This is a genomic window from Nonomuraea sp. NPDC050394 (genome assembly GCF_044459065.1).
In the GTDB taxonomy this organism is placed as follows: domain Bacteria; phylum Actinomycetota; class Actinomycetes; order Streptosporangiales; family Streptosporangiaceae; genus Nonomuraea.
The window spans coordinates 389,652-415,104 of the sequence record NZ_JBITIO010000002.1; the positions used below are offsets into that span (position 1 = coordinate 389,652).

The 25,453-nt window shown below is 71.6% G+C and carries 24 protein-coding genes; 8 read left to right on the forward strand and 16 right to left on the reverse strand.

Annotation, left to right across the window (positions count from 1 at the left end):
- Positions 1-267 precede the first annotated feature (267 nt).
- Positions 268-1,434, forward strand: a complete 1,167-nt coding sequence (tuf, locus tag ACIBKY_RS09975) for an elongation factor Tu (RefSeq protein WP_397095991.1) — start codon at positions 268-270, stop codon at positions 1,432-1,434.
- Positions 1,435-1,493: 59 nt separating this feature from the next.
- Here tuf and ACIBKY_RS09980 read toward each other — a convergent pair whose 3' ends face one another.
- The 10 genes from ACIBKY_RS09980 to ACIBKY_RS10025 form a co-directional block, all read right to left on the reverse strand.
- Positions 1,494-2,327 (reverse strand): class I SAM-dependent methyltransferase, encoded by an 834-nt coding sequence (locus tag ACIBKY_RS09980; protein WP_397095993.1) that lies wholly within the window; start codon positions 2,325-2,327, stop codon positions 1,494-1,496.
- A gap of 80 nt (positions 2,328-2,407) precedes the next feature.
- Positions 2,408-3,316 carry a hypothetical protein gene (locus ACIBKY_RS09985; RefSeq protein ID WP_397095995.1) on the reverse strand — a complete coding sequence of 303 codons (909 nt, stop codon included), beginning with the start codon at positions 3,314-3,316 and terminating at the stop codon, positions 2,408-2,410.
- On the reverse strand, positions 3,313-4,383 hold the full coding sequence (locus ACIBKY_RS09990; protein ID WP_397095997.1) for a hypothetical protein: 1,071 nt from the start codon (positions 4,381-4,383) through the stop codon (positions 3,313-3,315). The genes ACIBKY_RS09985 and ACIBKY_RS09990 overlap by 4 nt, the downstream gene beginning before the upstream one ends.
- Positions 4,380-4,826, reverse strand: a complete 447-nt coding sequence (locus ACIBKY_RS09995) for a DUF4188 domain-containing protein (protein WP_379616846.1) — start codon at positions 4,824-4,826, stop codon at positions 4,380-4,382. The genes ACIBKY_RS09990 and ACIBKY_RS09995 overlap by 4 nt, the downstream gene beginning before the upstream one ends.
- Positions 4,827-4,905: 79 nt before the next feature.
- Positions 4,906-5,601, reverse strand: a complete 696-nt coding sequence (locus ACIBKY_RS10000; protein ID WP_397095999.1) for a response regulator — start codon at positions 5,599-5,601, stop codon at positions 4,906-4,908.
- A 190-nt stretch (positions 5,602-5,791) separates the two neighbouring features.
- On the reverse strand, positions 5,792-6,520 hold the full coding sequence (locus tag ACIBKY_RS10005) for a MerR family transcriptional regulator (RefSeq protein ID WP_397096001.1): 729 nt from the start codon (positions 6,518-6,520) through the stop codon (positions 5,792-5,794).
- Positions 6,521-6,543: 23 nt separating this feature from the next.
- Positions 6,544-7,968: a serine hydrolase domain-containing protein gene (locus tag ACIBKY_RS10010; RefSeq protein ID WP_397096003.1), complete on the reverse strand. Its 1,425-nt coding sequence runs from the start codon at positions 7,966-7,968 to the stop codon at positions 6,544-6,546.
- Between the two features lie 49 nt (positions 7,969-8,017).
- Entirely contained in the window at positions 8,018-8,206 is a 189-nt protein-coding gene (locus ACIBKY_RS10015) for a hypothetical protein (protein ID WP_397096005.1), read from the reverse strand.
- 11 nt (positions 8,207-8,217) lie between these two features.
- Positions 8,218-8,538, reverse strand: coding sequence for a hypothetical protein (locus tag ACIBKY_RS10020; RefSeq protein ID WP_397096007.1), 321 nt, complete (start codon positions 8,536-8,538; stop codon positions 8,218-8,220).
- Between the two features lie 112 nt (positions 8,539-8,650).
- The gene (locus ACIBKY_RS10025) at positions 8,651-9,298 is read right to left on the reverse strand and encodes a MerR family DNA-binding transcriptional regulator (protein WP_397096009.1); all 648 of its coding nucleotides are present in this window, start codon (positions 9,296-9,298) and stop codon (positions 8,651-8,653) included.
- A gap of 93 nt (positions 9,299-9,391) precedes the next feature.
- On the opposite strand from ACIBKY_RS10025, the gene ACIBKY_RS10030 reads away from it, so the two are divergent.
- The 6 genes from ACIBKY_RS10030 (at position 9,392) to ACIBKY_RS10055 (ending at position 16,553) form a co-directional block, all read left to right on the forward strand.
- The gene (locus ACIBKY_RS10030; protein ID WP_397096011.1) at positions 9,392-11,155 is read left to right on the forward strand and encodes an ABC transporter ATP-binding protein; all 1,764 of its coding nucleotides are present in this window, start codon (positions 9,392-9,394) and stop codon (positions 11,153-11,155) included.
- Positions 11,152-12,903, forward strand: coding sequence for an ABC transporter ATP-binding protein (locus ACIBKY_RS10035; RefSeq protein WP_397096013.1), 1,752 nt, complete (start codon positions 11,152-11,154; stop codon positions 12,901-12,903). The genes ACIBKY_RS10030 and ACIBKY_RS10035 overlap by 4 nt, the downstream gene beginning before the upstream one ends.
- Entirely contained in the window at positions 12,900-13,883 is a 984-nt protein-coding gene (locus tag ACIBKY_RS10040) for an ABC transporter substrate-binding protein (RefSeq protein WP_397096015.1), read from the forward strand. The genes ACIBKY_RS10035 and ACIBKY_RS10040 overlap by 4 nt, the downstream gene beginning before the upstream one ends.
- Entirely contained in the window at positions 13,880-14,881 is a 1,002-nt protein-coding gene (locus ACIBKY_RS10045) for an iron chelate uptake ABC transporter family permease subunit (RefSeq protein ID WP_397096017.1), read from the forward strand. The genes ACIBKY_RS10040 and ACIBKY_RS10045 overlap by 4 nt, the downstream gene beginning before the upstream one ends.
- Complete coding sequence (locus ACIBKY_RS10050) at positions 14,878-15,861, forward strand: FecCD family ABC transporter permease (protein ID WP_397096018.1); 984 nt, start codon at positions 14,878-14,880, stop codon at positions 15,859-15,861. Before ACIBKY_RS10045 ends, ACIBKY_RS10050 begins: the two co-directional genes overlap by 4 nt.
- 86 nt (positions 15,862-15,947) lie before the next feature.
- Positions 15,948-16,553: a hypothetical protein gene (locus ACIBKY_RS10055; protein ID WP_397096020.1), complete on the forward strand. Its 606-nt coding sequence runs from the start codon at positions 15,948-15,950 to the stop codon at positions 16,551-16,553.
- A gap of 36 nt (positions 16,554-16,589) precedes the next feature.
- Here the strand turns inward: ACIBKY_RS10055 and ACIBKY_RS10060 are convergent, their stop codons facing one another.
- From ACIBKY_RS10060 to ACIBKY_RS10075, 4 genes are read right to left on the reverse strand one after another with little or no spacing between them, the layout of a single operon-like run.
- Positions 16,590-16,988, reverse strand: coding sequence for a DoxX family protein (locus tag ACIBKY_RS10060; protein ID WP_397096022.1), 399 nt, complete (start codon positions 16,986-16,988; stop codon positions 16,590-16,592).
- A gap of 48 nt (positions 16,989-17,036) precedes the next feature.
- Complete coding sequence (locus tag ACIBKY_RS10065) at positions 17,037-17,183, reverse strand: hypothetical protein (RefSeq protein ID WP_397096023.1); 147 nt, start codon at positions 17,181-17,183, stop codon at positions 17,037-17,039.
- Positions 17,184-17,201: 18 nt separating this feature from the next.
- On the reverse strand, positions 17,202-17,960 hold the full coding sequence (locus tag ACIBKY_RS10070) for an SDR family oxidoreductase (protein WP_397096025.1): 759 nt from the start codon (positions 17,958-17,960) through the stop codon (positions 17,202-17,204).
- 12 nt (positions 17,961-17,972) lie between these two features.
- Entirely contained in the window at positions 17,973-18,434 is a 462-nt protein-coding gene (locus tag ACIBKY_RS10075; protein ID WP_397096027.1) for a carboxymuconolactone decarboxylase family protein, read from the reverse strand.
- A 212-nt stretch (positions 18,435-18,646) separates the two neighbouring features.
- On the opposite strand from ACIBKY_RS10075, the gene ACIBKY_RS10080 reads away from it, so the two are divergent.
- Positions 18,647-19,594, forward strand: a complete 948-nt coding sequence (locus ACIBKY_RS10080) for an RNA polymerase sigma-70 factor (protein WP_397096029.1) — start codon at positions 18,647-18,649, stop codon at positions 19,592-19,594.
- Between the two features lie 740 nt (positions 19,595-20,334).
- Here ACIBKY_RS10080 and ACIBKY_RS10085 read toward each other — a convergent pair.
- Positions 20,335-21,867: a phenylacetate--CoA ligase family protein gene (locus ACIBKY_RS10085; RefSeq protein WP_397096031.1), complete on the reverse strand. Its 1,533-nt coding sequence runs from the start codon at positions 21,865-21,867 to the stop codon at positions 20,335-20,337.
- Positions 21,868-22,076: 209 nt separating this feature from the next.
- Positions 22,077-25,451 (reverse strand): phosphodiester glycosidase family protein, encoded by a 3,375-nt coding sequence (locus ACIBKY_RS10090; RefSeq protein ID WP_397096033.1) that lies wholly within the window; start codon positions 25,449-25,451, stop codon positions 22,077-22,079.
- Between the last annotated feature and the right edge of the window lie 2 nt (positions 25,452-25,453).

Below are 25,453 nucleotides of genomic sequence, written 5' to 3' on the forward strand. Positions count from 1 at the left end.
AACCACCGCCCCTGTGTTGTGCGCCACACCAACTCCCGGGGGAATATCCGTTTGCCCCCCGTTGCTCATGTACGTCACTATGACGCTCATGTTCCGGCACGTTCACCCGATGACTCCCGCGATCGCCGCGGGTGTCTTCGAGCGTGCCTGCGACGGCCTGGAGCGCTGACCTCTCCCCGTAAGTCCTGACGGTGACCCGGCGGGGGGAGGTTGACCGGCCCGGCCCACGGGTCACACATCCCAGGCTCTCGCGAACGGAACAAGATCATGGCCAAGCAGGCCTACGTGCGGAACAAGCCGCATCTCAACATCGGCACGATGGGACACGTCGACCACGGCAAGACGACGCTGACCGCCGCGATCACGAAGGTGCTCGCCGAGCGGGGCGGCGCCACGTACACGCCGTTCGAGAGGATCGACCGCACGCCCGAGGAGGCGCAGCGGGGCATCACGATCAACATCTCGCACGTCGAGTACGAGACGGCCACCCGCCACTACGCCCACGTCGACATGCCGGGCCACGCCGACTACGTGAAGAACATGATCACGGGGGCGGCGCAGCTCGACGGCGCCATCCTGGTGGTCTCCGCGCAGGACGGGATCATGCCGCAGACCCGCGAGCACGTGCTGCTCGCCAAGCGGGTCGGCGTCGAGCACCTCGTCGTCGCGCTCAACAAGGCCGACGGCGCCGACCCCGAGCTGGCCGACCTGGTCGAGCTGGAGCTGTCGGAGCTGCTGGCCGAGCACGGCTACGCGGACGTGCCCATGGTCCGGGTCTCCGGGCTACGGGCCTTGGAAGGCGACCCCGAGTGGACGGCGTCGGTCGAGGCGCTGCTCCAGGCGGTGGACGACCACATCCCGGTGCCGGTGCGCTACGTCGACGCGCCGTTCCTGATGCCGGTGGAGAACGTGCTCACGGTCACCGGCCGTGGCACGGTCGTCACCGGGGCGATCGAGCGCGGCGTCGTGCGCGTCGGCGACACCGTCGAGGTCGTCGGCTTCGGCGAGACGTTCTCCGCCGTCGTGACGGGGGTGGAGACGTTCGGCAAGACGATGGAGCGGGGCGAGGCGGGGGACAACGCCGCGGTCCTGCTGCGCGGTGTGCGCCGCGAGCAGGTACGGCGGGGCATGGTCCTGGCCGGGCCCGGCACGCAGCGGGCGCGCAGCTCCTTCACCGCCCGCGTCTACCTCCTCACGGCCGAGGAGGGCGGCCGGCGCAAGCCGGTCGCCGACGGGTACCGGCCGCAGTTCTACCTGCGCACGACCGACGTGCCCGGCCGGATCGACCTTGCGGCCCCGGCCCGGCCGGGTGACACGGTCGAGGTCGAGGTGGAGCTCGGCAAGGCCGTCGCGCTGGAGGAAGGGCTCGGCTTCGCGATCCGCGAAGGCGGCCTGACCGTCGGCGCGGGCACGGTCGTCGCCGTGACCGGTTGAAGCACGGGACCCGTGGCGCCCCCTCACAGGCGTCGCGGGTCCCGTGTGCACGATGGGGGTTACGGCCGGCGTCTCAGGAGGGAGCCCGGCCGTACCGCCGTGGCGAAGCGGACGGTGCGCGGCAGCACGTACACCTCCTCGGGCAGCGACGACTCCAGCGCGGCGCGCGCGGCGGCGTGCCGTTCCCGGGGGATGCTCTCCAGGGAGGCGCGGCGCGCGGCCGACCACAGCCAGTCCCAGACCTGGCCGCGCTCGACGCTGACCTCGAAGACGACCTCCTCGCACCGCACTCCGGCCAGCCCGTTGCCGGACAGGAGGTCGGCCAGCTCGCGTTCGGTGTTGAGGCGGTGGGTGAACGGCGCGCCGCCCGCCCCGGTGGTGAAGGGGGCCAGGGCGAGCGCCACCTGGCCGAGCAGGTCGGCCTCCGCGGGGCTGGGCTGGGCGAGGAGGCTGGCGGCCAGGCGGCCGCCGGGGCGGAGGAGCCCGGCCATCGCGCGTACGGCGGCCGCGGGGTCGGGCAGGAAGTACAGCATCATGCCGGCCAGGACGGTGTCGAAGCGCGCGGCGGGCAGCAGGATCGACGCCTGTTCGACGTCGCCGGACAGCACGGTGGCGTTGGACAGGCCGTGCCGTTCGATCTCGGCGTTGGCGACGGCGAGCATGCCGGGCGCCAGGTCCAGCCCGACGACCAGCCCGAGCGGACCGACGGCGCGGGCGGCGGGGATCAGGCTGGCCCCGGTGCCGCATCCGGCGTCCAGGACGCTCTCGCCTCGCCGCAGACCCGCCTGGCGCACGAGCTCGGCGCCAACAGGCCCGAAGAAGGGGACGCCCACCCGCTCGTACGTCCCGGACGCCCGGTCGAACACCCCGGCCATATAGGTCTTGGCGTCCACGCAGCAACCCCCAAACGCGCCGATCGAACCCCGCCAATGATCCACCTAACTGGGCACTTTTCAGCGCTTGAGGTGGTTTGTCAACGGGTGATTCTGGCAGAACGCGGCGCGGCCCCCTTGGGCAGGCCGGCACGGGCGAGGTGCAGGAGGCTCGCGGGATCGTCCACGCCCAGGTGAGCGGCCAGAAGCGCGCGCGTGGGCGGGCTGTCGATGATCTGGCTGAGGGGATGAGTGGTATAGCCGCGTGTGGACAGCGTCAGCCAGACCCGCATGAGCTCCCGCCCCATCGCGACCTCGTCCCCGGGCGGCCCGACGAGCACCAGCGCCTCGCCGTCGTAGTCGAGCAGCCCCTTGCCGGCCGCCGCCAGAACCCTGGGCAGCCCGGCCCCGCGCAGAACGGGATAGACCGCCAGCGCCGCCCGCAGGCCGAGTGCCTCGGCCCTGGAGAGCGCGAGCGCCCGGTCCGTCAGCCCGTCGAGGTCGTAGCGCCGATGCCGCGGCGTGAGCCGCAGCCACTCGCGCAGCTCGGCGGTGACCGCCGCGTCTCCGAACTGGTACAGGTCCGCCGCGTGCAGCAGCGCCGCCAGATCCCGGCAGGCCACCCGCCGCACCCCCGGCACCAGGTCGCCGGGCAGCCGTCCCGCGTGGTAGGGGCCGCGGTTGGAGCCGCGCCCGCGCACGTCCGCCGTCGTGAACTCCGTCCGGTACGGCTGCGCCGTCTCGTGCAGCACCCCCACCCGCAGCGGCCCCGGATCGGCCAGGAACCCCACCCGAAGCCCCGCCGACGCGCAGACGATCAGGCAGGTCTCCACGAACGCCCCGAGCCCGAGCCGCAGGTCGCGTCCTGTGGGGTCGCTCACGGGCAGCGCCCGCTCCGGGTCCCAGCCGACGACCGCCCCGGCGGCGGTGTAGGTCAGCGTCCAGGGCTGGGTGTTGTGCGCGCTGGGAGCCCGCCAGAAGTCGGCCTCCAGCTCCCGCAACGCCTTCACGGAGCCTTCTCGTAGAACGTGTAGCCGTGCAGCGGCCGCCCGCCCATGGCCCGGAACTGGGCGGCGGAGCCGGGATTGCTCCGTTCGACGTAGGTGCTGCGCAGCGTGTGGTAGCCGCCCTCGATCAGTCCCCGGTGAAGCTCCCGCGAGAGCAGCCTCATGTAGCCGTGCCCCTGCTCGGCGGGGATCGTCCCCTTGATGATCAGGACGGCCTCGCGCCGGTACCGTCCCCGGTTGACCAGCAGCCGGAGCTGGTTGACCAGGTGCAGATCCCCGCGAATGCGAGCCACGAACTCCGAGATGTCCGGCACGCACAGCACGAACGCCACCGGCCGACCCGCCTTGGTCAGATACAGCAGCAGCGACTCGTCCAGGAGGAACGACAGCCCGTCGGTCTGCCGGGCCAGCTGATCGGCGGAGATCTCCGTGTAGTACCCGAGCTGCGCGAAGGCGGCGTTGAGCATCTCCCGCAGAATCGGCAGCTGCTCCCCCAGCCGCCGCCGCTGCCCCCGATGCACCTGCAGCCCCTCGGCCGCCAGGCGCGCGTCGTCGAAGCCGAAGACCGGTTCGCCCGGCACGGGACAGATCCAGGTGTCGGCCTCGAACCGGCGCACGAACCCGTGCTTGGCATAGGCCACCGGGTAGTAGGGGTGATTCCAGGCGCTGTCGATGAAGCCGCGATCCCCGAACCCGGAGGTGATCACCCCTCCGCTCTGGTTGGGCAGCAGCGAAACGGGCCCGAAGACGCTCTGCCGCCCTGCCGCCCGCGCCTCGGCCACGATCGCCTCGAACAACTCCCCGGCCGCCTCCTCCTCGAACTCCGTGAGCCCGAACAGCTGCGTCCTCCCGCCCAGCTTGGCGTCGAACGCGGCGTCGGTGTGCAGGGTGGTCCTGGCCACGACCCGGCCGTGGCGGCGCAGGACGGCCAGCCGTACCCCTTGGCGCTGCCAGGCCCTGACCTGCGCGCGCAACGGCGGCACATACCCCGAGCCCGCCGGATAGACCCGGTCGGAGAGGGCCAGGAACTCCATCAGGTCCCGGCGTGACTCGACGGTGCGCAGACTCACGCCCGTGTCACCGCCGGCCCGTCGCCGTCCTCTCCGGACAGCGGGGTGAACGTCGCGATGTGCGCCATGGGCCCGCCCTCGGCCCGCCAGACGCCGTTGGAGTAACCCTCGGGCTCGGCGTTGTAGAGCCGGATGTACCCGCCGGTGGCGTTCTTGGTCCCGTCGGTCACCCACCGCATGAGCTCGCGGTGATGGCGGCTGCGCGCGAACACCAGCAGCGAGTCGCGATCCTCGAAGAAGGCCAGGGTCCCGAGCGTGAACGGGAACTCCCAGTAGACCTTGTGCCAGCGGTACCCGCGCATGCGCTTCATGTCCCGCACCATGCGCACCCACGTGAACGTGAGCGTGAGGATCGACAACGGCCCCCGATACCGCGTCGCCCCCACGAACATCGCCCCCGCCTGCCCTTGGGGCGGCGCCTTACTGAAGTCGGTGGTCCTCATCGGTCCTTCACCAGCTAGCCCAACTGACCCACGAGCACCATATCCAGCGAACCGCCCATCCTTGCCCCTTCTGGCCGTCTCATCGCGACGGCCCCTCACCGGCCGGGGCCGATGTCTGGTTGAGCTCGGCGAGCGTGATGAGCCCGTCGTCGAGGGCGCGGCCGACGAGTTCGCTCTTGGTACGCGCCGCCCGTCCCACGTTGGCGTACTTCACCCGTACCCGCGCGATGTAGGTGTCGACGGTCTTCACGGTGATGTTGAGCTTGGCGGCGACGAGTTCCTTGGACGAGGACACGAACCATGCCCGCAGCACCTCGGTTTCCCGCTGGGACAGGCGTGGCCGGCCGGGGTCGTCGTCGGCGATGAGCGCCCCGGACAGCGACGGCGCGGTGTAGGACTCGCCCCGCGCGACCTCCCGGATGGCGGGCACCAGGTGCTCGGGCCCTTCGCGCTTGGTCAGGTAGGCGAGCGCGCCCAGGTCGACGCATTTGATCGCGGTCGCGTCGTCGGTGTGCTGGGAGTACACGATCACGCGCCGGCCGCTGTCGACCAGTCTGCGCAGCTCGCCGAAGTCGGGACGGCCCGGCACCAGCTCCAGGTCGAAGATCACGACGTCGGCTTCGGCGCCGGGCCCGGTCCAGACGTCGGCGAGCCGGTCCCCGGCGTCGATCAGAGCGATCTTCGGGTCGGCCCGGGAGCACCAGGAGTGGACGCCCGCGCTTATGGCCGCGTGATCATCGACGATCACCGCGGTGATCAACCCGCCACCTGCCATGGGGCCTCCGTCCCGACCGTGCCGCCGTTGTCCAACGCCTCAACCCCCCACGGCCCCGCCGGCAACCCCGGCACCGTCACACGGGCGAACGTGACCGGAAGCCGCAGCCAGCCTAGTGGCCACCGTCGGTGTCGAAGCCGTGACGTGCCTGCCCACCCCGGCGCCCCCGCGCGGGCCGGACCCGCCGTGGCTAGCGGGTCATGAGCCGGGCCAGCCGGTCATAGGCCGGGGACGAGGCTCCGGGCTGGGACTGGGCGGCCAGCCGGGCGATCTCCGGGTTGTGGACGGGGCGATTCTCGGCTCGGCTGGGGTGACGGGCGAACCAGTCGCGGGTACGGTCCGCGAGGCCGGGCAGGCGGGGATCGTCGGGCGACCAGTCATAGGCGGCGTCATGGTCGAGGTAGAGAGCGCGGAACTCGGGATCGGTCATGAGCTCGCGTTTCTCGGCGATCCACACCAGGGCGTCCTCCGGGGAGGCCGTCTGCATGAGGATCCAGCCGTCGCGTTCCACCTCGATGGCGCGCTCGCTGGCGCCGAGCTCGCGCAGGTCGTCGAGGTAGTCGGCGACCTCCGGCGAGACGAACAGCCGGTCACCGCCGTGCAACTGGGCGAGTTGCTCGCGGGACCGGGTCAGCTGCGTGATGCGCTCCTCCAGGTCGTGGTCGATCTCGGCGATGGCCGCCGCGAGCGCCTCCGGGCCCGCGTCGAGAAGGTCTCTGACGCGGGCCAGCGGCACACCCGCATGGGCCAGAGTCCTGATCTTGACGAGGGTGATGGCGTGCGCGGCGGTGTAGCGCCGGTAGCCGGAGGAGTCGCGGCCGGGCTCGGTGAGCAGGCCGCGCTCGTGATAGTGGCGGATGGCCTTGGTGGTCACTCCGGCATAGTCCGCGAGCTGGCCGATCGTGAGCATGATGGACATCCTTCCACCTAGGCGTGGACGGGTCAGACCCGGCGGGTCAGGCGGCCGCCGCCGTTCCGGAAACGTGTCTGCCCGTCGCGGACGTCGTGGAAGGAGACGAGCAGCAGCCGCAGATACCCGTCGAACACCTCCGGCGGGTAGCCGGCGGGTGCGAAGAGGCCCGGCCGGATCGGCACGTAGCGCTGCGGCGGGGCGGAGGTCGCGCCACCGGCGAACTCGGTGAAGATGCGCTCCTGCGCGGCGTCCGCCGGTTCGTAGGTCGTCCGCTCCTCCAGCTGGCCGTCCACGATGCTGACGTCGACGCGGAGCTGGTTGGAGCGGTAGGTGCCCACGTAGGGCGCGAGGTCGACGTCCTGCTCCCCTTCGGTGATCAGCTTGGGGATCCGGACGCCGAGGTGCTCGCTCACGAGCCACCCCAGGAGCTGGTCCTGCAGCATGATCGCCGCCGGGTTGTTGCCGTAGGCGGCGAAGACCAGGTCGTACTCGGGGATCACGCACAGGATGGAGACGCCGCCGGGCGAGGCGCCCGACATGGCCAGGACGGTCGTGTCGCCGAACGGGTACAGCACCCAGCCCAGGCCGATCGGCGGGGTGTTGGGGCTGCCCATGTCATAGGAGATCCGCTGCATCAGTGCGGTCGACTCGGCCGACAGGACCCGCGTACCGGAAGGCGACAGGCCTCCCGCGAGGTGAGTGCGCCCGAAGGCGAGCAGGTCGGCGATGGTGCCGATCGGGGTGCCGCCGGCCGGGCCCCAGGTGTCGGGCAGCGTGAACATGTTCGTGGGCCGGGGCTCCATGGTCTCCGGGTCGGGGAAGTGGCCGACGGCCGTGCTGCGCAGGATGGCCTGCTCGGCCGAGGTGCCGGAGTCCTTCATGCCGACGGGGGTGTAGACGTCGCGGGCGAGCAGTTCGGGGAAGGACAGGCCGGTCACCACTTCCAGCAGGCGGCCCGCGACGATCATGCCGCCGTTGGAGTAGCTGAGCTGCTCGCCGGGCTCGAACAGCGTGCCGCAGCCGGCCAGGCCCTTGACGTAGGCGTCCAGGGCGTCGCGGCCCTTGTCGCCGGGGAAGTACAGGTCGGCGTCGATGCCGTTGGTGTGCCCGATCAGGTGCCGGACCAGGATCTTGTCCGCGGCGCCCGGCACGGCCAGCGCGAAGCCGGGCAGGTACTTCGTCACCGGCGCGTCGAGGTCGAGCAGCCCGCGGTCGACCTGCTGGAGGACCAGGGTGGTGGTCAGGACCTTGGTGACGGAGCCGAACAGGAACCCGGTCTCGCCCAGCATGGGCGCGCCGGTGGCGACGTTGGCGGTGCCGTGGGCGACGATGATCTGCTCGCCGCCCTGGTAGACGCCGGCGACGAACCCGGGGATGCCGGCGGACTCGCAGTGGGCGGTGACCTGGTCGCGGATCTGGGCTTCGAGGGTGTGCGATGCGTTGTTGTTGTCCATGGGGAGCATCCTTCAAGCTTGCCCCTGGGGCAAGGTCAAGCCGCGAGGTTCAATCGCCCGCGGAGGACGCGGGCTGGCGCAGCAGCCACTGCCCGGACGTGCGGCGCGGGGGCCGCACCACCACGCGGCCGTGGACCTTCTGACCGACCAGCTCCACCCGCAGGGTGACCGGCGCCTCGGGGTCGCGACGGTGCTTGACCTTGCTGTGCACCAGTTGCGGAGCGTCGGTGTCGGCCACGATGCCTCTCGTCAGCGTGGACGGCTGTGTGCGGCCTCGGCCAGATCCGTCCATTCACCGGCCGAGGAGTGGGGCACGACCACCCAGTCCTTCATCTCCCTGCCCTGCCCCGAGGGGTCGAACAGCGACGCCCCGGGCAGCTTGAGCGCGGTCGCGTGCTCGGCGGTATCCCTGACCAGCCGGAACACCATCGCGCCGTCACGCTGCAGGCTCGCGAACACCTTCCCCGCCTGATCCTTGAGCGCCGGCCTCCCCATCATCCCGGAGACCCGCACGCCCAGGTCGGCCAGCTCGGCGCCGACCTGCTTGAAATCCTCTTCCGCGCTCATCATCAGTCGATCCCCCACTCCATGGCGGCCGGGCGGCTCGTCCCCGTGACGCGATCGCCGCGGCCCCCGCCTCCCGGCAACTCGGCGATCAGGCTAGTCGTCGCGGGGACACCGATCAAGGCCGGGTGCGGGGTGCCGGTGAGGCGTCACCGGAGGTCTCGCGGCCGCGGCCGCGGCGGTACGACCTCTGGCGGCACGCGGGCGAGCAGTACGTCCGGCGACGCCCCCGCGCGGGCTGGGTGAAGGGCTCCTCGCAGACGGCGCAGCGATCTGCCGGCGCGGCTTTTTCGTCACGCGGTGCCGGTTTTTCGTCACGTGCCGACCGGGCCGCGGCGACGAGACTCCGTGCCGGGACGAGCCCGCGCGGCGTGTGGCTGACCAGTTCGCCGTCGAGATCCGGGCATTCGCCGACGATGTCGTCGTCCGGGCACAGCAGCAGGTGCAGCAGATAGTCCTGCGCGCTGCGCAGGTGCCTGATCCTCTCCCCGATCAGCTCGGCGTGCCGTCTCACCGTGTCCTGCCAGTGCCGGTTCCGGCTGCCCGCGGTGACGACGGACGCCTGGCCGAGCGGCATCGCCCCCGTCACGCAGCACAGGTACGCCAGCCCGATCCGGCGGAGCCCGGTCTCGGTGTAGACCCGCCGCCCGTTGACCCGCGGCGGCTCGGGCAGCACCCCCTGGGACTCCCACCATCGCAGTGTCGAGGGGGCGAGGCCGTAGAGGGCCGCCGCCTGGCCGATCGAGACGCCGAGAGGCTCGTCCATGGGCCCATTTGACATCAAGTCACCTTCAAGTCTCAAGCTTGAAGTGAGGTTAGGCATACCTAAGCCCATGTGGTTCCCGGGAGGAACGAAGACTTGAGCACGACAACAGCAGATCCCCCGGCCGCGCTCGCGAAGGCCGGGGCCCTGGCGCGGCTGCTCGCCCCGATCCGGACCCACCTCGTGGTCTGCGCGATCCTGTCGACCTTGAGCGCGGCGGCGGGCATCGTGCCGTACATCGCGGTCGCCGAGATCGCGCGCGTCATGCTCGGCCACCCCGCGGGGGCCGCCGCGGCCATCTGGACCTGGGTGGGCGTCGGCGCCGCCGGCGCCGCCCTGTGGCTGCTGCTGCTGGTGCAGTCCTCGCGCGTGGGGCACTACGCGGACGCGGCGATCCTGCACGACCTGCGCGTGCGGATCGTCCGTCACCTCGGCGCGCTGCCCCTGGGCTGGTTCCGCTCCTCGGGCTCCGGCCGGGTCAAGCGGGCGATGACGGGCGACCTGGAGGAGATGCACGAGGTCATCGCGCACGCCCTGGGTCAGCTGACCGGAGCGGTCACGGTGACGGTCGTCGGCGCGGGATACCTGTTCTTCGTCGACGTCCCCATGGCGCTGATCGCGCTGGCCGTACTGGGACTGATGGCGCTCTTCTACCGCGTCTCCATGCGCTCCATGACGACCCACATGAACCGGCTCATCGCCGCCGACGCCCGCATCAGCGCCGCCGGAGTCGAGTACGCCGACGGGATCCAGGTGGTCAAGACGTTCGGCACCGGAGGCCGCGTCCTGCGCCGGTTCGACGATGCCGTGGACGAGCACACCCGGGCGTTCGCCGCGTGGGTCGCCGAAGTGCGCTACAGCTCGGCGGTGTCACGGCTGCTCGGCTCGGAGATGGCCGTCCTCGCCGTCGTGACCGCCGCCGGGCTGGCCTTCCTCGGCCACGGGTCGCTCGCCGTCGCCGACCTCGTGGCGTTCCTGGTCGTCGCGGTCGGGCTGCCGAACTCGATCCTCCCGGCCGTGAGCGCCGCCCAGGGCGTACGCAAGGGCCGGATGGGCGCGGCCAACATCGAGCGGCTGCTGTCGCGCCCGCCGCTGCCCGAGCCGGCCCGACCGCAGAAGCCGGAGGGGCACGGCGTGGAGTTCGACCGCGTCACGTTCTCCTACGACGGGGTGACCAACGCGCTCGAGGACGTCAGCGCCGTCTGCCCGCCGGGACAGGTGACCGCGATCGTGGGCCCGTCGGGCGCGGGCAAGACGACGCTCGCGAGCCTGCTGCCGCGCTTCTACGACGTGACGGACGGCGCGATCCGGATCGGCGGAACCGACGTGCGCTCGATCCCGTCGGCCGAGCTGCTGGCGTCGATGTCGCTGGTGTTCCAGGACGTGGCGCTGCTGCGCGACAGCGTGGCGGAGAACATCCGCATCGGCCGGCCCGGCGCGAGCGACGCCGAGGTGCGCCGGGCGGCCATCGACGCGCACATCCACGAGGTGGTCGAACGCCTGCCCGAGGGGTACGGCACGCCGCTCGACGCGGGCGGCGGCAGCCTGTCGGGCGGCGAGCGTCAGCGGCTGACCATCGCGCGGGCGATCCTGTCCGGGGCGCCGATCGTCGTGCTGGACGAGGCGACGGCCGCGCTCGACGCCGACAGTGAGGCGGCGGTCCAGGACGCGCTGGCCACCCTGGCGATCGGCAAGACGGTGATCGTGATCGCCCACCGGCTGCACACGATCGCCGGCGCCGGCCAGATCCTCGTGCTCGACAGGGGACGGCTGGCCGAGCGCGGCACCCATGACGACCTGCTCGCGAGCGGCGGCCTGTACGCCAGGATGTGGGCCGCGCAGGAAGGGGCGCTCGCGTGATCCGGCGCCTGTACCGGCTGTGGCCGGAGCCGAAGCTGCTGGCCCGCCTGTGGCTGCTCACCGCCGCGCAGGCCGTCCTGCAAGGTCTCCTGCTCGGCCTGCTCGTCCCGATCCTGGACGCCGTCGTACGGCCGGAGCCCGACCTCGGAGCGGCCACCCCCTGGCTCGTGCTCGGCGCGATCGGCGCGGTCGTGTACGCGGTGCTGAGCGTCATCGCCACCCCCGTCGGGTTCGCGGCGTCGGGCGCGCTGGCGGCGCAGCTGCGGCGGGGGCTGATGCGGCATGTGAGCGCGCTGCCGCTGGGGTGGTTCACCGCCGAGCACAAGGCGCGGCTCGCCAGGGGCGTGACCGCGGACGTCGGCGACTCCGCGCACCTGGCCGTCACCGTCGCCGGTCCCGCGATCACCTCGACGCTGCTGCCCGCGACGATCGTCGCCGTGACGTTCGCCGTCGACTGGCGGATGGCGCTGCTGTTGTGCGCGATCGCGCTGATCGCCTTCTGGGCGCTACGGCGTGCCGCGCGCATCGCCGAGATCGCCGAGATCGAGCTGGAACGGGCGTCGGCCGGGGTCGCCGGCCGGGCGATCGAGCTCGGCCAGGCCCAGCCGGTCCTGCGCGCGGCCGGGTACGCCGACGGCACGCCCAGGATGCGCGCCGCGCTCGTGGACCACCGCGAGACCTACCGCGACGGCATGCGCCGCGCGCGCCGGCCGTTCTTCGTCTACACCGGCGTGATCATGGGCGGCTTCGTCGCGGTGCTGGCGCTGGCGGCCGGGCTCGTGATCGGCGAGCGCGTCCCGGTCCCCGAGGCGATCGCGCTGCTCGTGCTCGCCGCCCGCTTCCTGGAGCCGCTCGGCAACCTCATCGACCTCATCGGGGCGCTGCGCGCGATGACGAACAAGATCACGCGCATCGAGGAGCTGCTGGCCACGCCCACGCTGCCCGTACCGGCCGACCCGGTGCGCGGCATCGAAACGGCCGCCGTCGAGCTCTCGCGCGTCAGCTTCACCTACCCGGGCGGCCGGGCCCCCGCGTTGCGTGAGGTGTCGCTGCGCTGCCTGCCGGGCACCACCACCGCGCTGGTCGGGCCCTCCGGCTCCGGGAAGACGACGGTGACCCGGCTCATCGCCCGGTTCTTCGACGTCGGCGCGGGACACGTGCGCGTCGGTGGCGTCGACGTCCGTGACCTCGATCCGGGCGCCCTGCTCGACGAGATCGCCATCGTCTTCCAGGACGTCTACCTGTTCGACGACACCATCGAGAACAACCTGCGCCTGGCCCGCCCGGAGGCGTCCTGGCACGAGCTCGGCGAGGCGGCCGCCGCCGCACGGCTCGACGAGGTCATCGAGCGGCTGCCCGACGGCTGGCGCACCCGCGTGGGCGAGGCCGGCGCCCAGCTCTCGGGCGGCGAACGTCAGCGCGTCGCGATCGCGCGGGCGATACTCAAGCGGGCGCGCATCGTGCTCGTCGACGAGGCCAGTTCCGCGCTCGACCCCGAGAACGAGGCCGCGATCACCCAGGCCATCGTCAACCTCGGCGACGACCCCGGCCGCACCGTGATCGTGATCGCCCACCGCCCCGCCACCCTGGCCGCGGCCGACCACGTGGTCTCGCTCGACGAAGGCCGCGTCACCGAGACCGGCACACCCGCGGAACTGCTGAGCACGGGCGGGGCGTTCGCGCGGCTGTCCCGGCAGTACGAGCGGGCACGGCACTGGCGCATCGCCCAGAAAGGACACCCGTCGTGAAAGCGCGCCTGCTGACCATCGTGCTCGCGGTGGCGCTCTCGCTCGCCGCCTGCCGTACCTCATCGCCCTCCGCGCCGGAACCGGGCGGTGGGACGGTGACCGTGACGTCCGCGAACGGCGAGGTCACCGTGCCGGTCACCGATTCCCGGATCTGGGCGCTGGACTACCAGACCGCGCTCAACCTCCTGGCGCTGGGCGTCGTCCCCGGGCACGCCGGGAAGTACGGCTACGACACCGACCCCTTCGTGTCCGCCGCCTACACGATCTTGGAGAAGGCGGGCGTCGAGCTGGTCGAGCCCGGCAAGGCCGAACTCGTCGCCGCCGCCGGCCCGGAGCTGGTCGTCGGCCTGCCGAACACCGGCAGCGACACGATCATTCCGCAGCTGCGCGAGATCGCGCCGGTCGTGATCCTGCCCGGCCTGCCCGTGCTGGAGGACACCCTCGACACCCTCGGCGCGATCACGGGACACCGGGCCGAGGCCACAGCGGTGGCCCGGCGCCTCACCACGGCACGCACCGGACTGGCACGTCGCGTCAAGGGCTCGAAGTTCGCGGGCGCCGCCGTTTCGGCCCTGTCCGCGTGCGGCGAGAACACCTTCTGCGTGTACGGCAACGCGCGGGGCTTCGGCCCGATCCTTACCGATCTCGGCCTGAGGCGTCCCGCCCGGCAGGCGCTCAAGGGCAACGAGTGGGGCTACGAGAACCTCTCGCCGGAGAACCTCGGCGAGCACAAGGCCGAGATCATCATCGCGTTCGCCGGCTCGGTGTCCTTCGGGGCTCCGTCTCCGTTCGAGAACCGGCTGCTCGACACCTCGGGATCGCGGACGGGCGAGGTGGACTTCTCCGCGTGGTTCGGGGTCGGCCCGCTGAACCAGGTCTGGGTGCTCCACGACCTCGACGCGCTGCTCTTCGGCGACGGGCGGGTCGCCGGCGCGCCGGAAGGGCCCGCGCTGTGGGCCCAGGTCACCGGCGCCTCATGAGCGCGAGACCGGCGCGGATGTTGTGGCTGACCGTGGCAGCGCTCGCGCTGGCGGTTGTGGCGATCCTGAGCGTCGCCGTCGGGGCCAGGCCGATCGACGTCGCGGCGATCGCCGGCGCGCTCACCGGGTTCGACGGGTCGGGCGACCACCACATCGTGCGCGATTTGCGCCTTCCGCGTACGGCCGCCGGGCTGCTGGCCGGCGCGGCGCTCGGCGCGGCGGGCGCGCTGATCCAGGCGCTGACCCGCAATCCGCTCGCCGACCCGGGACTGCTCGGCGTGAACGCCGGGGCGGCGCTGTCCGTCGCGATCGGCATCGCCGTGTTCGGGGCCGGATCGGCCGGCGGGTACCTGTGGTTCGCGTTCGCCGGCGCGCTGGCCGCGACGCTCGGTGTCTATCTGATCGGGTCGGCGGGGAAGGGAGCCGCCGACCCGATCCGGCTCACGCTCGCCGGTGTCGCGATGGGCGCGGTGCTGGTGGGCGTCACCTCGGCGATGATGCTGCTCCAGCCCCGCGTCTTCGACCACATGCGCGGCTGGAACGCGGGCACGCTCGCGGGCCGCGGCCCGGACGTGCTGCTCCCGGCGCTGCCCTTCGTGGCCGCGGGCCTGCTGCTGGCCCTCGTGGCCGCGCGATCGCTGAACGGCGTGGCCCTCGGTGACGAGGTCGCCGCCGCCCTCGGGGTGCCGGCCGGCCGTACGCGGGCCCTCGTGATCGTCGCGGTGACGTTGCTGGCCGGATCGGCGACCGCGATCGCGGGCCCGATCGCGTTCGCCGGCCTGATGACACCCCACGTCGCGCGGTGGATCACCGGTCCCGACCAGCGATGGATCCTCCTCCAGACGATCGTCCTCACGCCGGTCCTGCTCCTGCTGGCCGATGTGATCGGCCGGGTCGTGACGGCACCCGGTGAGGTGCCCGTCGGCATCGTCACCGCGTTCGTCGGCGCGCCCGTGCTCATCGTCCTGGCCCGGCGCGCGCGGGCGAGCCGGCTGTGACCGAGGTCCGCGCCAGGGCCGTCAGCCTGTCGCTCCTGCTGCTGTGCGGCGCGGTCGTCCTGTGGTCGCTGACCACGGGTGATCTCCGGCTCGGCGTCGACCAGGTCGTCGCCGCCCTGACCGGAGGGGAGGACCGCGTCACCCGCACGGTCGTGCTCACGTGGCGCCTGCCGCGTGCGGTGGCGGCCGTGGTCTTCGGCGCCGGGCTGGGCGTGGCGGGCGCCGTCTTCCAGTCGCTGACCGGGAATCCGCTGGCCGGCCCGGACGTCATCGGATTCTCCAGCGGCGCCTACACGGGCGCGCTGATAGTGATCATCGGCGTCGGCGGCGGCTACCTCGACGTGGCCGCGGGCGCGCTGGCCGGCGGCCTGGCGACCGCCGTCGTGGTCTATCTGCTCGCCTTCCGCCGAGGCGTCCAGGGGTTCCGGCTCATCGTCGTCGGCATCGGAGTCTCCGCGCTCCTGACCGCGGCCAACACCTGGATGCTCCTGCGCGCACAGCTGGAGACCGCCATCGCGGCGGCGGTCTGGGGCGCCGGAACGCTCAACGGCATCGGCTGGGATCGCGTCGCTCCGGCCTGCTTGGCGACCCTCTCCCTGCTGGTCGTTCTCAGGCTGTTCCAGCCGGCCCTGCGCGTCCTGGAGATGGGCACGGACACCGCGCGGGCCCTCGGCGTACGCGTCGAGGCCGGCCGCCTTGTCATTCTGCTCACCGCTGTCGTGATCACCGCCGCCGTCACCGCCGCGGCCGGGCCGATCGCCTTCATCGCCCTGGCCGCGCCACAGATCGCCCGCCGCCTCACCCGCGGTCCCGGAGTCACCTTGACCGCCTCGGCGCTGGCGGGAGCGCTGCTGCTGGCGATGGCCGATCACGCGGCCCAGCACCTGATGCCGCGGGTTCTCCCGGTCGGTGTCGTCACGGTGATCGCCGGTGGCGGCTACCTGGTGTGGCTGCTGATCCACGAACAGCGCCGCCGCTGACCGAATTCTCGACGGGGTCTGAACCTTTCACACGCCGCCACCATCCAACCCTGCGAAAGATCCACATACGATGGGGGCTGATATACGTGCGGATCTCATGGGTGATGGCCGGGGTGGCGGTTGCCGGAGTGCTCACGGCCCAGGCGGCGGTGGCCGAAAGCCGGTCGATTCCGAAAAACTTCCTGCTTTACGAGAAGCAGGCGCGCCAGGACGTCGGCAACGAACACTGGTATGTCAACGAGGGCGAGGGGCGCGAGCCGGCCGAGGTCAACAACATTCAGTGTTCCAACGCCCGGCTCAAAGGCTGGATCGACCGGCGTGACGTCACCTTCAACCCGAAGAACGACGGCAACGAGAAAACCCACTCCTCCCGTGGTGAACAGGTCTTCCTTTTCGCCGGCATTCCCGGGGCAGAGAAGATGATCAAGCAGATGCACGAGCGCATGGCCCGATGCGAGGGCGTCAAGGTCGTCCTGCCGGCGATCGGCGACGGCGCGGTGGGCGGATCGCGCACGGTCGTGCAGGCGGGCGCGGTCGCGCAGGTGCAGAAGTCCGTGGCGGTCCGCAAGGGTGCCGCCGTCGCGCTGTACTGGGACCTGCGCAACGACGCCAAGGCGCTGCGCACCCTCGCCCGGCACGGCAAGGACGCCGAGCGGATGGCCGCCAGGCTCTGCCGGATCGGCGGCTGCTGAGACGCTCTGGCAGGCCACGAACGCCGGTGGTCCTGCCTATCGCGTCAGCGGCCTTCTGTCGTCCGGCCTGAAGCGCCAGGACGCCGCCGCGAGAACGAGAAGAAAGAGCGCCGGAAGCGATTCGTACCAGGCGTCGCCCGCGGCGAGGTGCGAGAATATTCCTCCGGTGAACAGGAAGAACATTCCCGCGTACGCCCATTCCTTGAGCAGCGGATACCGGGGAAGCAGAATCGCCAGCGCGCCCAGGAGCTTCCAGACGCCCAGGATGGTGAGAATGTAGACGGGGTAGCCCAGTTCCGCGATACCCCAGGCATAGGGCGGCGCCAATGCCTCTTTGCCCTCGATTCTCAGGATCTGCTGAACTCCGGAACCGACCAGCCCCGATGCGAGCCCGATGGTGGAAACCCAGTAGACGATCCTTCGTGTCTTCGCCATTTCGCATCGGCTCCTCGCCGCATTTGATCCGTGACTACCCGCGTCACGCTATGGCGGGCCGATCGGCCCGCGCTTCTCGATTCCTGATCGATGCGGCCGGTCGAGCCGGGGCCGCATCCCGGCGAAGACGGCCTCGATCACCCCGTCCACGTAATCGCGGGTCAGTGGTTCCCGGGTGATCAGGCCCTCGCGCACGCCGAGGATCGGGTCCGCTCAGGGTTGGCTGCCGAGCCACTCCCGGAAGGTCGGACCGGCGAGTTTGGCGTGCGGGCCGGGCAGGAACCCGCCCTCGGCGGCGATCTCGGCATCGGGCATGCCCGAGCCGTCCACGCCGACGACCTTGATGTCGCGGCGGGCGCCGAGGAGTGCGGCCGCCTCCGACAGGATCTCCCTCCGGGGCCCGGCGATCTCGGGGATCGGCGCGCCCGGAGCGGGCTCGCCGGGGTCGAGGGCCAGGGCGGCCAGGTCCTCGGCCACGGTACGGCAGGCCACGAGCTGGGAGGGCAGGGCCGGGATGAAGGCGACGTCGCCCTGCCGCCAGTCCAGAAGCTGGCCGACGAACTCGTGGAACTGCGCCGCCCGCAGCACACGGACGGGGAGCGGGCCGGACAGCAGGAGTTCCTCGTGCGCCTTCTTGGCGGCGAGAAAACCGGCGGTGGCCTTGCCGACCCCGATGATGGACGCCACGGCGATCCTGGCGACCCCCGCCTCCCGCCCGTACGCGTGCAGGTTGCGGGCCGACGCGCGGAAGAACTCCGTCGCCGCCTCCTGGTCGGAGGCGTGCCACGAGGCGACGTCGACGATGACGTCCACCCCGTCGAGCGCCCCGGCCAGGCCCGCACCGGTGACGACGTCCACGCCGGTGGCCCGGGACATCGGCACGACCCGGTGCCCCCGTTCGGTGAGGACGTCCACGACGTGGCGTCCCAGCCGGCCGGTCGCTCCCGCGACCGCGCATGTGGTGGTGCTCATGCGGCTCCTTTCCTATTCGCTGTAGTTCTGGCCGGGGGGCATGCCGGGGATCGGCTTGGCGATGAGCGCGGCGGGGGTGAAGAAGCCGATGTGCGCGATCGCCATGACCAGCGTCCAGAGCGCCTTGTCGTCGTAGTGCGCGGACGCCTTGGCGTACAGTTCGTCGGGAACGCGCTCCCCGGACGGGTTCGGGGTCAGGACCGCCTCCACCAGCTCCAGGGCGACCCGTTCCGGGCCGGTGAAGAGGGTGGCGTCCCGCCAGGTCGCCACGGCGGTGATGCGCTCCTCCGGCTCACCCGCCTGGCGGAGGTTGGCGGTTTCCCTGATGGTGAAGTACGTGCTGCCGAGCATCTGACCGGCGCGCAACTGCAGCAGGTGGATGGTGGCCGGCGGAACCGAGCCGTTCTTGATGACCTTGTGCAGGCCCGCGCCGACCTCCGCCATCTCGGGGACGAACGGGAGTGGGTTGGGCATGCGTGAACGGAGAGTGGTCGTCTTGGGTGTGGACATGGTGGGCTCTTCCCCTCCTTGTGGTGCCTGCTGACGAACACGAGACGTCGGCGCCTGCGGCTCCGTAACAGCCGAGGTCATGTGACATAGACCACCGCTCGTGGGTGTTACGGAGCTGTGGGGAGTGGCGTCCTGTGCGTGTGGCGGGACCGAGAGGGAACAGGCGGGAGCCGGGGATGAGCGATCACAGCGAGCGAAGGACGGACGCGGCCGGGCGGCTCGATCGCGGTGGACGCGCAGAGTCCGTGGACGCGGCCACCGAGGCGTTCGTGACCCACCGCAACCTGCTGTTCACCGTCGCCTACGAGATGCTCGGTTCGGCCACCGACGCCGAAGACGTCCTGCAGGAGACCTGGCTGCGGTGGGTGGACGTCGACCTGGCCACCGTGCGGGAGCGGCGCGCTTACCTGGTGCGGATCGTCACCCGGCAGGCGCTGGACCGGCTGCGGGCGCTCGGCAGGCGTCGGGAGTCCTACGTCGGGCCGTGGCTGCCGGAGCCGTTGCTGACCGCGCCCGACGTGGCCGAGGACGTCGAACTGGCCGAGAGCGTCTCGATCGCGATGCTGCTGGTGCTGGAGACGCTCCAGCCGGTCGAGCGGGCCGTGTTCGTGCTGCGCGAGGTGTTCGACCTGGACTACGACGAGATCGCCGAAGCCGTCGGCAGAAGCCCCGCCGCCGTCCGCCAGCTCGCCTACCGGGCACGGGCGCACGTCGCCGCGCGCCGTCCACGCGGCATCGTCTCCCCGGCCGAGACCCGGGCCGCGCTCCACGCCTTCCAGCGAGCGGTCGAAACCGGCGAGCTGCAGAGCCTGCTCGACATCCTCGCGCCGGACGTCGTCGCCTTGAGCGACGGCGGCGGCGTCAAACACGCCCTGCTCCGTCCCGTCGTGGGGGCCGGCCACGTCGCCCGCCTGCTGGCCGTCGGCTGGTGGAAGCACGACGGCGAACGATCGGTCGAGGTGGTACAGATCAACGGCGGCCCGGGGCTGCTCGTCCGGATCAACGGCGAAATCGACGGCGTGGTGGCGGTGCGCATGGAGAACGGCTACGTCACCGGCGCCTACCACGTCCGCAACCCCGAGAAGCTGTCACGCGTGCAACGGGAAACCGTCGTGAGCCGCTGACACCTCGACCCACCGCCGACGCCGCCATCAACGCGGAACGAGCCGTAGCCGGGCGCGCCATTGCGCGAGCGGTCACCCACAGACCAAGGAGGGCTACAACGACCGCGGCTGGCGTCCCCCAGCCCGGCAGGTGATCAGTGATCGTCACGATGCCTCCTGGTTGTAGTACGTCGTGCGACCGTCGGCCCACTGCAGCATGGCGGAGCGTCACCCTGGACGTCCACGGCGCGCGATGGACCGTCTGCCTCACCCCGGCCCGCCATACCGTGCCAGACCCGATCGCCGAAATGAGCAGTGAAGGCCGCTCTCGACCCCCAAGAGAGGGCATGCCTCGGGTGGTCACCGCACCACTGCCCGAGGGCCAGGACCGGGCCGCCAAGACCACCCGGACGAAACCCTCACCGTCCTGTCCGACCAGCTCACCGACCAAGGACGCCGCAAGGCCCGCCCGCGCCGCACTCCGCGGACGCGGCCTCGCCGTACTCCTCGTGCCGATCGCCGCCACCCTCATGACCGTGCGGGAGCGCTCCGGCCGTCACCACCACCAGCATCGCCGCCGCATACACACTCACGCTCGACGGCGCACAGTCGCCACCACGGTACGCCCAACCAGCTCCCACAAGCCGTGGACGCCCCGAGCGTCTCCCCAGCCCCGATGCCCGCCGCTTCGGCACGGTTGAGCAGAGGCTGATGGCCTCCAACTGGCTGGCAGCGAACAACTGCCATGTTGGCCGATCCGGTCAGACGAGGTAGACGTTCTTCATCTTGGTGAAGCCGGCGAAGGGGCCTTCGCCGGGTTCGAAGAGTTTGACGCGGAGGTCGGCCGCCGTCGGGTCCTCCTTGAGGGATTCGGCGAAGTCGCGGGAGACGTGGCTCAGGTGGGCGACCACGCCCTTGCGGCAGATGTCGGCCAGCGCCTCGTGGTCGGTGGTGGCGCCCTCGCGGAGTTCGATGTTGATGACGGGGCGGTATTCCAGGCCGGGTAGTTCTTCCAGAGACAGGCAGAAGCGGGCGATCGAGGCCGCGTGGGGGTTGCCCTGGTAGAGGCCGTATTCGACGTCCTGCGGATACAGGTTGGCGCCCATGTAGGAGATGGTCGAGTCCTTGCGGCCGAACAGGAACAGCAGCGGCAGGTTCATGCGCTCGTCGGTCCACATGCCCGCGTAGTCGGCTCCCAGGGCGCGCTTCACCTCGGGCAGCGTTCGCAGCAGGGCCTCGTCGCCCACGTTGTAGCGGAGCTTGGGCTGCAGGCAGCTCTTGGTGTTGATCGTGCACAGGAGTTCGCCGGAGTCGTTGACCTCCAGGAACGTCTCCAGCGGGTTGTAGTGGAAGATCATGGGAAGGCGTTGCTCGTCCGGGCCCAGCAGGGTCTCGCGCAGGTCGCGGTCGGTGGCCAGGCGTTTGCGGAGCCGTACCGTGAAGCCGGTCTCCGCGCCCATGCCGATCGTGAGGTCGCTGGCGCCGTAGCCCGAGCGGACTTCTTCGAAGCGCTCCTCCAGGTAGTCGCGCAGCGCCTCGGTCATGCCTTCGCCGCCGACCATGCCGCGGATGCGGTAGTCCGCCCAGGGGAAGCCGCTCGCGTCCAGGCGGTCGCGCAGGTGCTTCAGGAACGGCGGGTACGCGGCCACCACGTAGTCGTAGCCGGGGCCGAAGTGTTCGAGGGTGTCGGCGATCTTCTCCAGGTCGGGGCCGGTGTTCTTCACCATGGCGATGCGGGCCATCGCGGTGCCCGTGGTGGTGCCGGTGGCCCAGGCGCCCATCGAGTACGCGTTGATCACGAACAGGCGGCGGCCGGGGAAGACCAGCTCGATGTACCCGGCGGCGTTGCGGTAGATGCCCTTCAGCTCGCGCGGGCCGCGGACCCAGTTGTACGGCTTGCCGCTCGAACCCGAGGACTCGTCCACGATCACGCCCGGCCGGTGCAGGCGGCCCTCCTGGCAGCGGCTGCGCTCGTCGTAGGTGCCGGCGTAGTTCTGCTTGGTGGTCTCGGGGAAGTCGGCCAGGAGCCTGGCCCGCCCGGCACCGCGTTCGCGCAGGAAGTCGCGGTAGGCGGGCACGTCCACGGCGGCGAACTGGCAGGTCACGCGGGCGTGCCGGGCGGCCAGCCGGTCGAGCGCGGGATGGTAGGAGCGGGCCACGAACTTCCACACCGCCGGGTGCATGGCGCCGAGCCGGTAGGCGCCGGTCAGCAACCACGAGTAGGCCTGGAGCCGGGCTCTGCGCCAGTGCTGGCGGGGGGTGAGCGGTCCCAGACGCGGACTCAGTCGGGTCATGGCCGGTTAACCTAGCGAATCGCGATTGATGATCGCTTGATACGCACTGTCAGGAGAAGAGCGGAGAACGCCCGGCGGCTGCGGGCGCCGGGCGTTCATGCCACCGTCAGGATCGGGGTCGGGGTCGGGGTCAGAGATCGAGGCCGAGTTCGGGTCGGGGCCAGAGGTCGGGGTCAGAGGTCGAGGTCAGAGATCGGGTCGGGGTCAGGTCAGGCGGCGGCCCTGGCGGTCAGGGCGACCGTGGCCTCGCGCTTGACGCCGTTGACCGTCACCGCCACCACGATCGAGCCTTCCCGCAGCGCGGTCAGGGTGCCGGTCGCGGGGTCGAGCACGGCCTTGTGCCACGGCCGCGCGCCGGAGCGCGAGCCGATGTGCAGCGCGGGCGAGCCGCTCCACGACGCCGAGACCGGGTAGGCCACGGGCACCTGGCGCGCGCCCTGCTTGACGGCGGCGGTGACCGCCGCCGGACGGCCCACGGCCACGGTGGCGGGCGCGGTCAGCGTGAGCTCGTCCACGTGCGGGCGTACCTGGGTCCCGATCCACGCGGGCGCGTCCACGAACCAGTTGCGCCGCACGTGCTCGGCCTCGCGCGGGGTGACGGGGTCGACGCCCCACAGCGACCAGCCGGTGAAGCCGCCGTCGCCGGGCGCGGTGGCCGGGTTCTTGCCGGAGTTTCCGTTGATGAAGTACGGCACCGCGTCCACCCGGGAGGCGTGGAAGGTCCCGACGTGGGCCCCGATGTAGGCGGCGCCCTTGCCGGTCTCCCGCTGGAAGTCGGCCAGCCACTGCTCCACCAGCGCCGCTTCCTTGCGGTCGCCGAGCTGGCTGCCCTTGCCCGGCGTGGGGTCGCGCGGCGGCACGTGGAACAGCACCGCCACCGACCCGATCGCCGGGTCCTTCGCGGCGGCGTCGAGCCGCTCGCGCAGCAGGGCGACCTGGTCGAACCCGCCGCCGCGCACGTTCAGCCGCGAGGTGTCGAGGGTGACGAACCGGGTGCCCTTGTGGTCGAAGCTGCGGTAGGTGTCGCCGAAGACCGCCCTGAAGTTGTCGATCTTGCCGCCCATCACCTCATGGTTGCCGGGGATGTACTGATATTTCAGCTCACCGCCCAACTCCTCATCGAGGATCTTCTTGGCCAGCGCGAAGTCCGCGGGCGACGCCTCGTCCACGAGGTCGCCGTTGATCAGCAGGAAGTCCGGCTTCGCCGCCTTGATCTCCCGCAGCGTACGGCGCGCGTTGCGCACGATGTCGCTGTCCGGGTCGCGCGCCACGAACTGGGCGTCCGACATGACCGCGAACCGCCACGGCATCGCCTCGACCGACGCCTTCACCACCGGATCGGCGATCTTCTCCGCCGGCGGCGCCTGCACCGGCGGCGGCACCTTGGCCACGAGCCCGTCGATGAGGATCTCGTTAGTGTACGAGGCGTCCGCCTTCGTCTCGGCCACGTAGAAACGGCGTAGCTTGAGCGGGTAGGACACCCCGGGCGGCACCTGGAACTCCACGTACTTCCATCCGGTCCAGGTCAGGTACGGCCCGCGCAGAATCTGCGACTGCCCCTGGGCGTCGTAGAACTCCAGTGAGGGCCACTCCCCCTTGCCGGTGGAGTTGATCCAGAGCCCGAACGCCTGCGGCTGGCCGGGCACCACGATCTGCTGCGGCGGGCTGGCGTACGCCGCCCGGGTGGCCGTCGACTGGGTGAAGTCGTAGGCCAGCTTCAGCCCTCCGCCGCTCTGGCCCGGAGCGGCCGACAGCGAGCCGGTGGCCCGTGCGGCGGCGAAGGCCCAGGAACCGGCGTCGTCGAAGGTGGCGACGCTCTGCTCCTCGGTGCCCACGGTCACGGGCACGGCGGTGGTGACGCGGCCGACCTTGGCGGTGATGAGCCCGGCGCCCTTGTCCTGCTTGGCCTTCACGGTGAAGAAGCCGCTGGGGTTGGGCGTGACCTCGAACAGCGCGCGGTCGTAGTCGAGCGACAGGTCGCCCGGCTCGATGGGCGCGGAGTTTCCGTTGCGGTCGTAGCCGACGAGGCCGAACGTGCCGGTGGCCTGCGCCGCGGCCAGGCCGACCCGGTCGGTGGTGGCGCCGAGGCGGGCCAGCGGCTGGAGCACGGTCAGCTCCAGCGTGCCCTTGGCGTCGCCGCGGGCGGCGGTGACCGTGGTCTGGCCGGGGACGAGGGCGCGGAAGACGCCCTTGTGGTCGACGACTCCGTGCACGACCGGCTTGGAGCGCCAGCTCGGGGTGCCGGCGGCGGGGCCGTACGTCTCGTCGAAACCGGCGGCGCTGAGCCGCCGCGAGAGCCCGGGGAAGACGCGGTCGGGGCGGCCACCGGTGACCGGGCCGACGCCGGGCGCCTTGGCGGGGTCGCTCGCGGTCTCCAGCCAGAAGCCCTTGAGCTTGCCGCTGCCCTCGGGGGCGTAGAGGGCCAGGCCGTTGGGGACGGGACGTTCGCCGCCGTCGGAGGGGCTGTTCTCGACCTGGGGCTCGGCGGCGCCGGGCTCGCGGGCGAGCATCGTGGAGGAGCCGCCGCCGTCGAGGTTGAGCGCGTTGTGGGCGCCGAGCTCGATCATCATGGCGGCCAGCTCGTTCAGCGTGACGCCGCGGCTGTCGGCCTGGCGGCCGTCGACGGTGAGCAGGTACATCTTCCTGCCGTCGGCGGAGAAGCCGACCGCGGTGCGCGGGTGCGCCGCCTGGTCGGTGGAGTGCTGGACGGCCCCGTCCTTGACCAGGACGTAGTTGCCGCCGATGGCGGTCTCGACCTGGCCGCCGTCGGAGGGCTTGGGCCGGTAGGCGACGTCGATCCTGTCGCCGGGCTTGAGCGCGGCGAGGGCGCCGGCCCCGGCGTCCCTGCCGAGCAGGATCGTGGTGCCGGCCGGGATCGGGCCGCTGCCCGCGGTGGTGCGCACCTCGGTGACGGCGCCGCCGGTGAGGACGACCTCGGTGACCTTGGCCGCGCCCTCGACCGCGCGGGCCCGCGTGTGGCTGCCCCACAAGGGGGTGAACAGGCCCACGCCGTCGTTCTGGATGAGCTGGTTGAACTGGGTGAGGGCGATCGGGCTGCCATCCTGCGGGGTGGCGCTGCCCTCGAAGTACATCTTGAGCACGCGGCCGACGCCCTCGCCGGTGAGGGCGACCGCGTTGTTCCAGCCGCTGGTGGGCGACTGGACGAGCGTGCCCTTCTGGACGCCGATGCCGAGCGCGGCGCCCGAGCGGTTGATGTCGAAGAAGTCGCCGTTGACCGCCGCGACCGCGCGTGCGCGCTTGGCGGGGCCGGACAGCGGCTCGGTCTTGGAGACCTCGCCCGAGTTCAGGTAGCCGGCCTTGACGCCGCCGGACAGGTCCGCCGACAACGCGTCGGCGCGCAGCCAGCCTGCCGCGTCGTAGCGGTCGAAGGCGGTGAAGGTGATGCCGGGCGCCACCGGCCGGCTCTTCTTGGCCGTCTCCAGGTGCTTCGGGGCGGGAGCCGCGAGGAGGGTGGAGGCGGGAGGGTAGGACGACGCGGGGGGCGCGTCCTCGATGGGGGCTTGGGGATCGAGCGCCGCTGTTAACACCAAGGCCGCGGCGGCCACGACGTTGAGGGTGATCACGC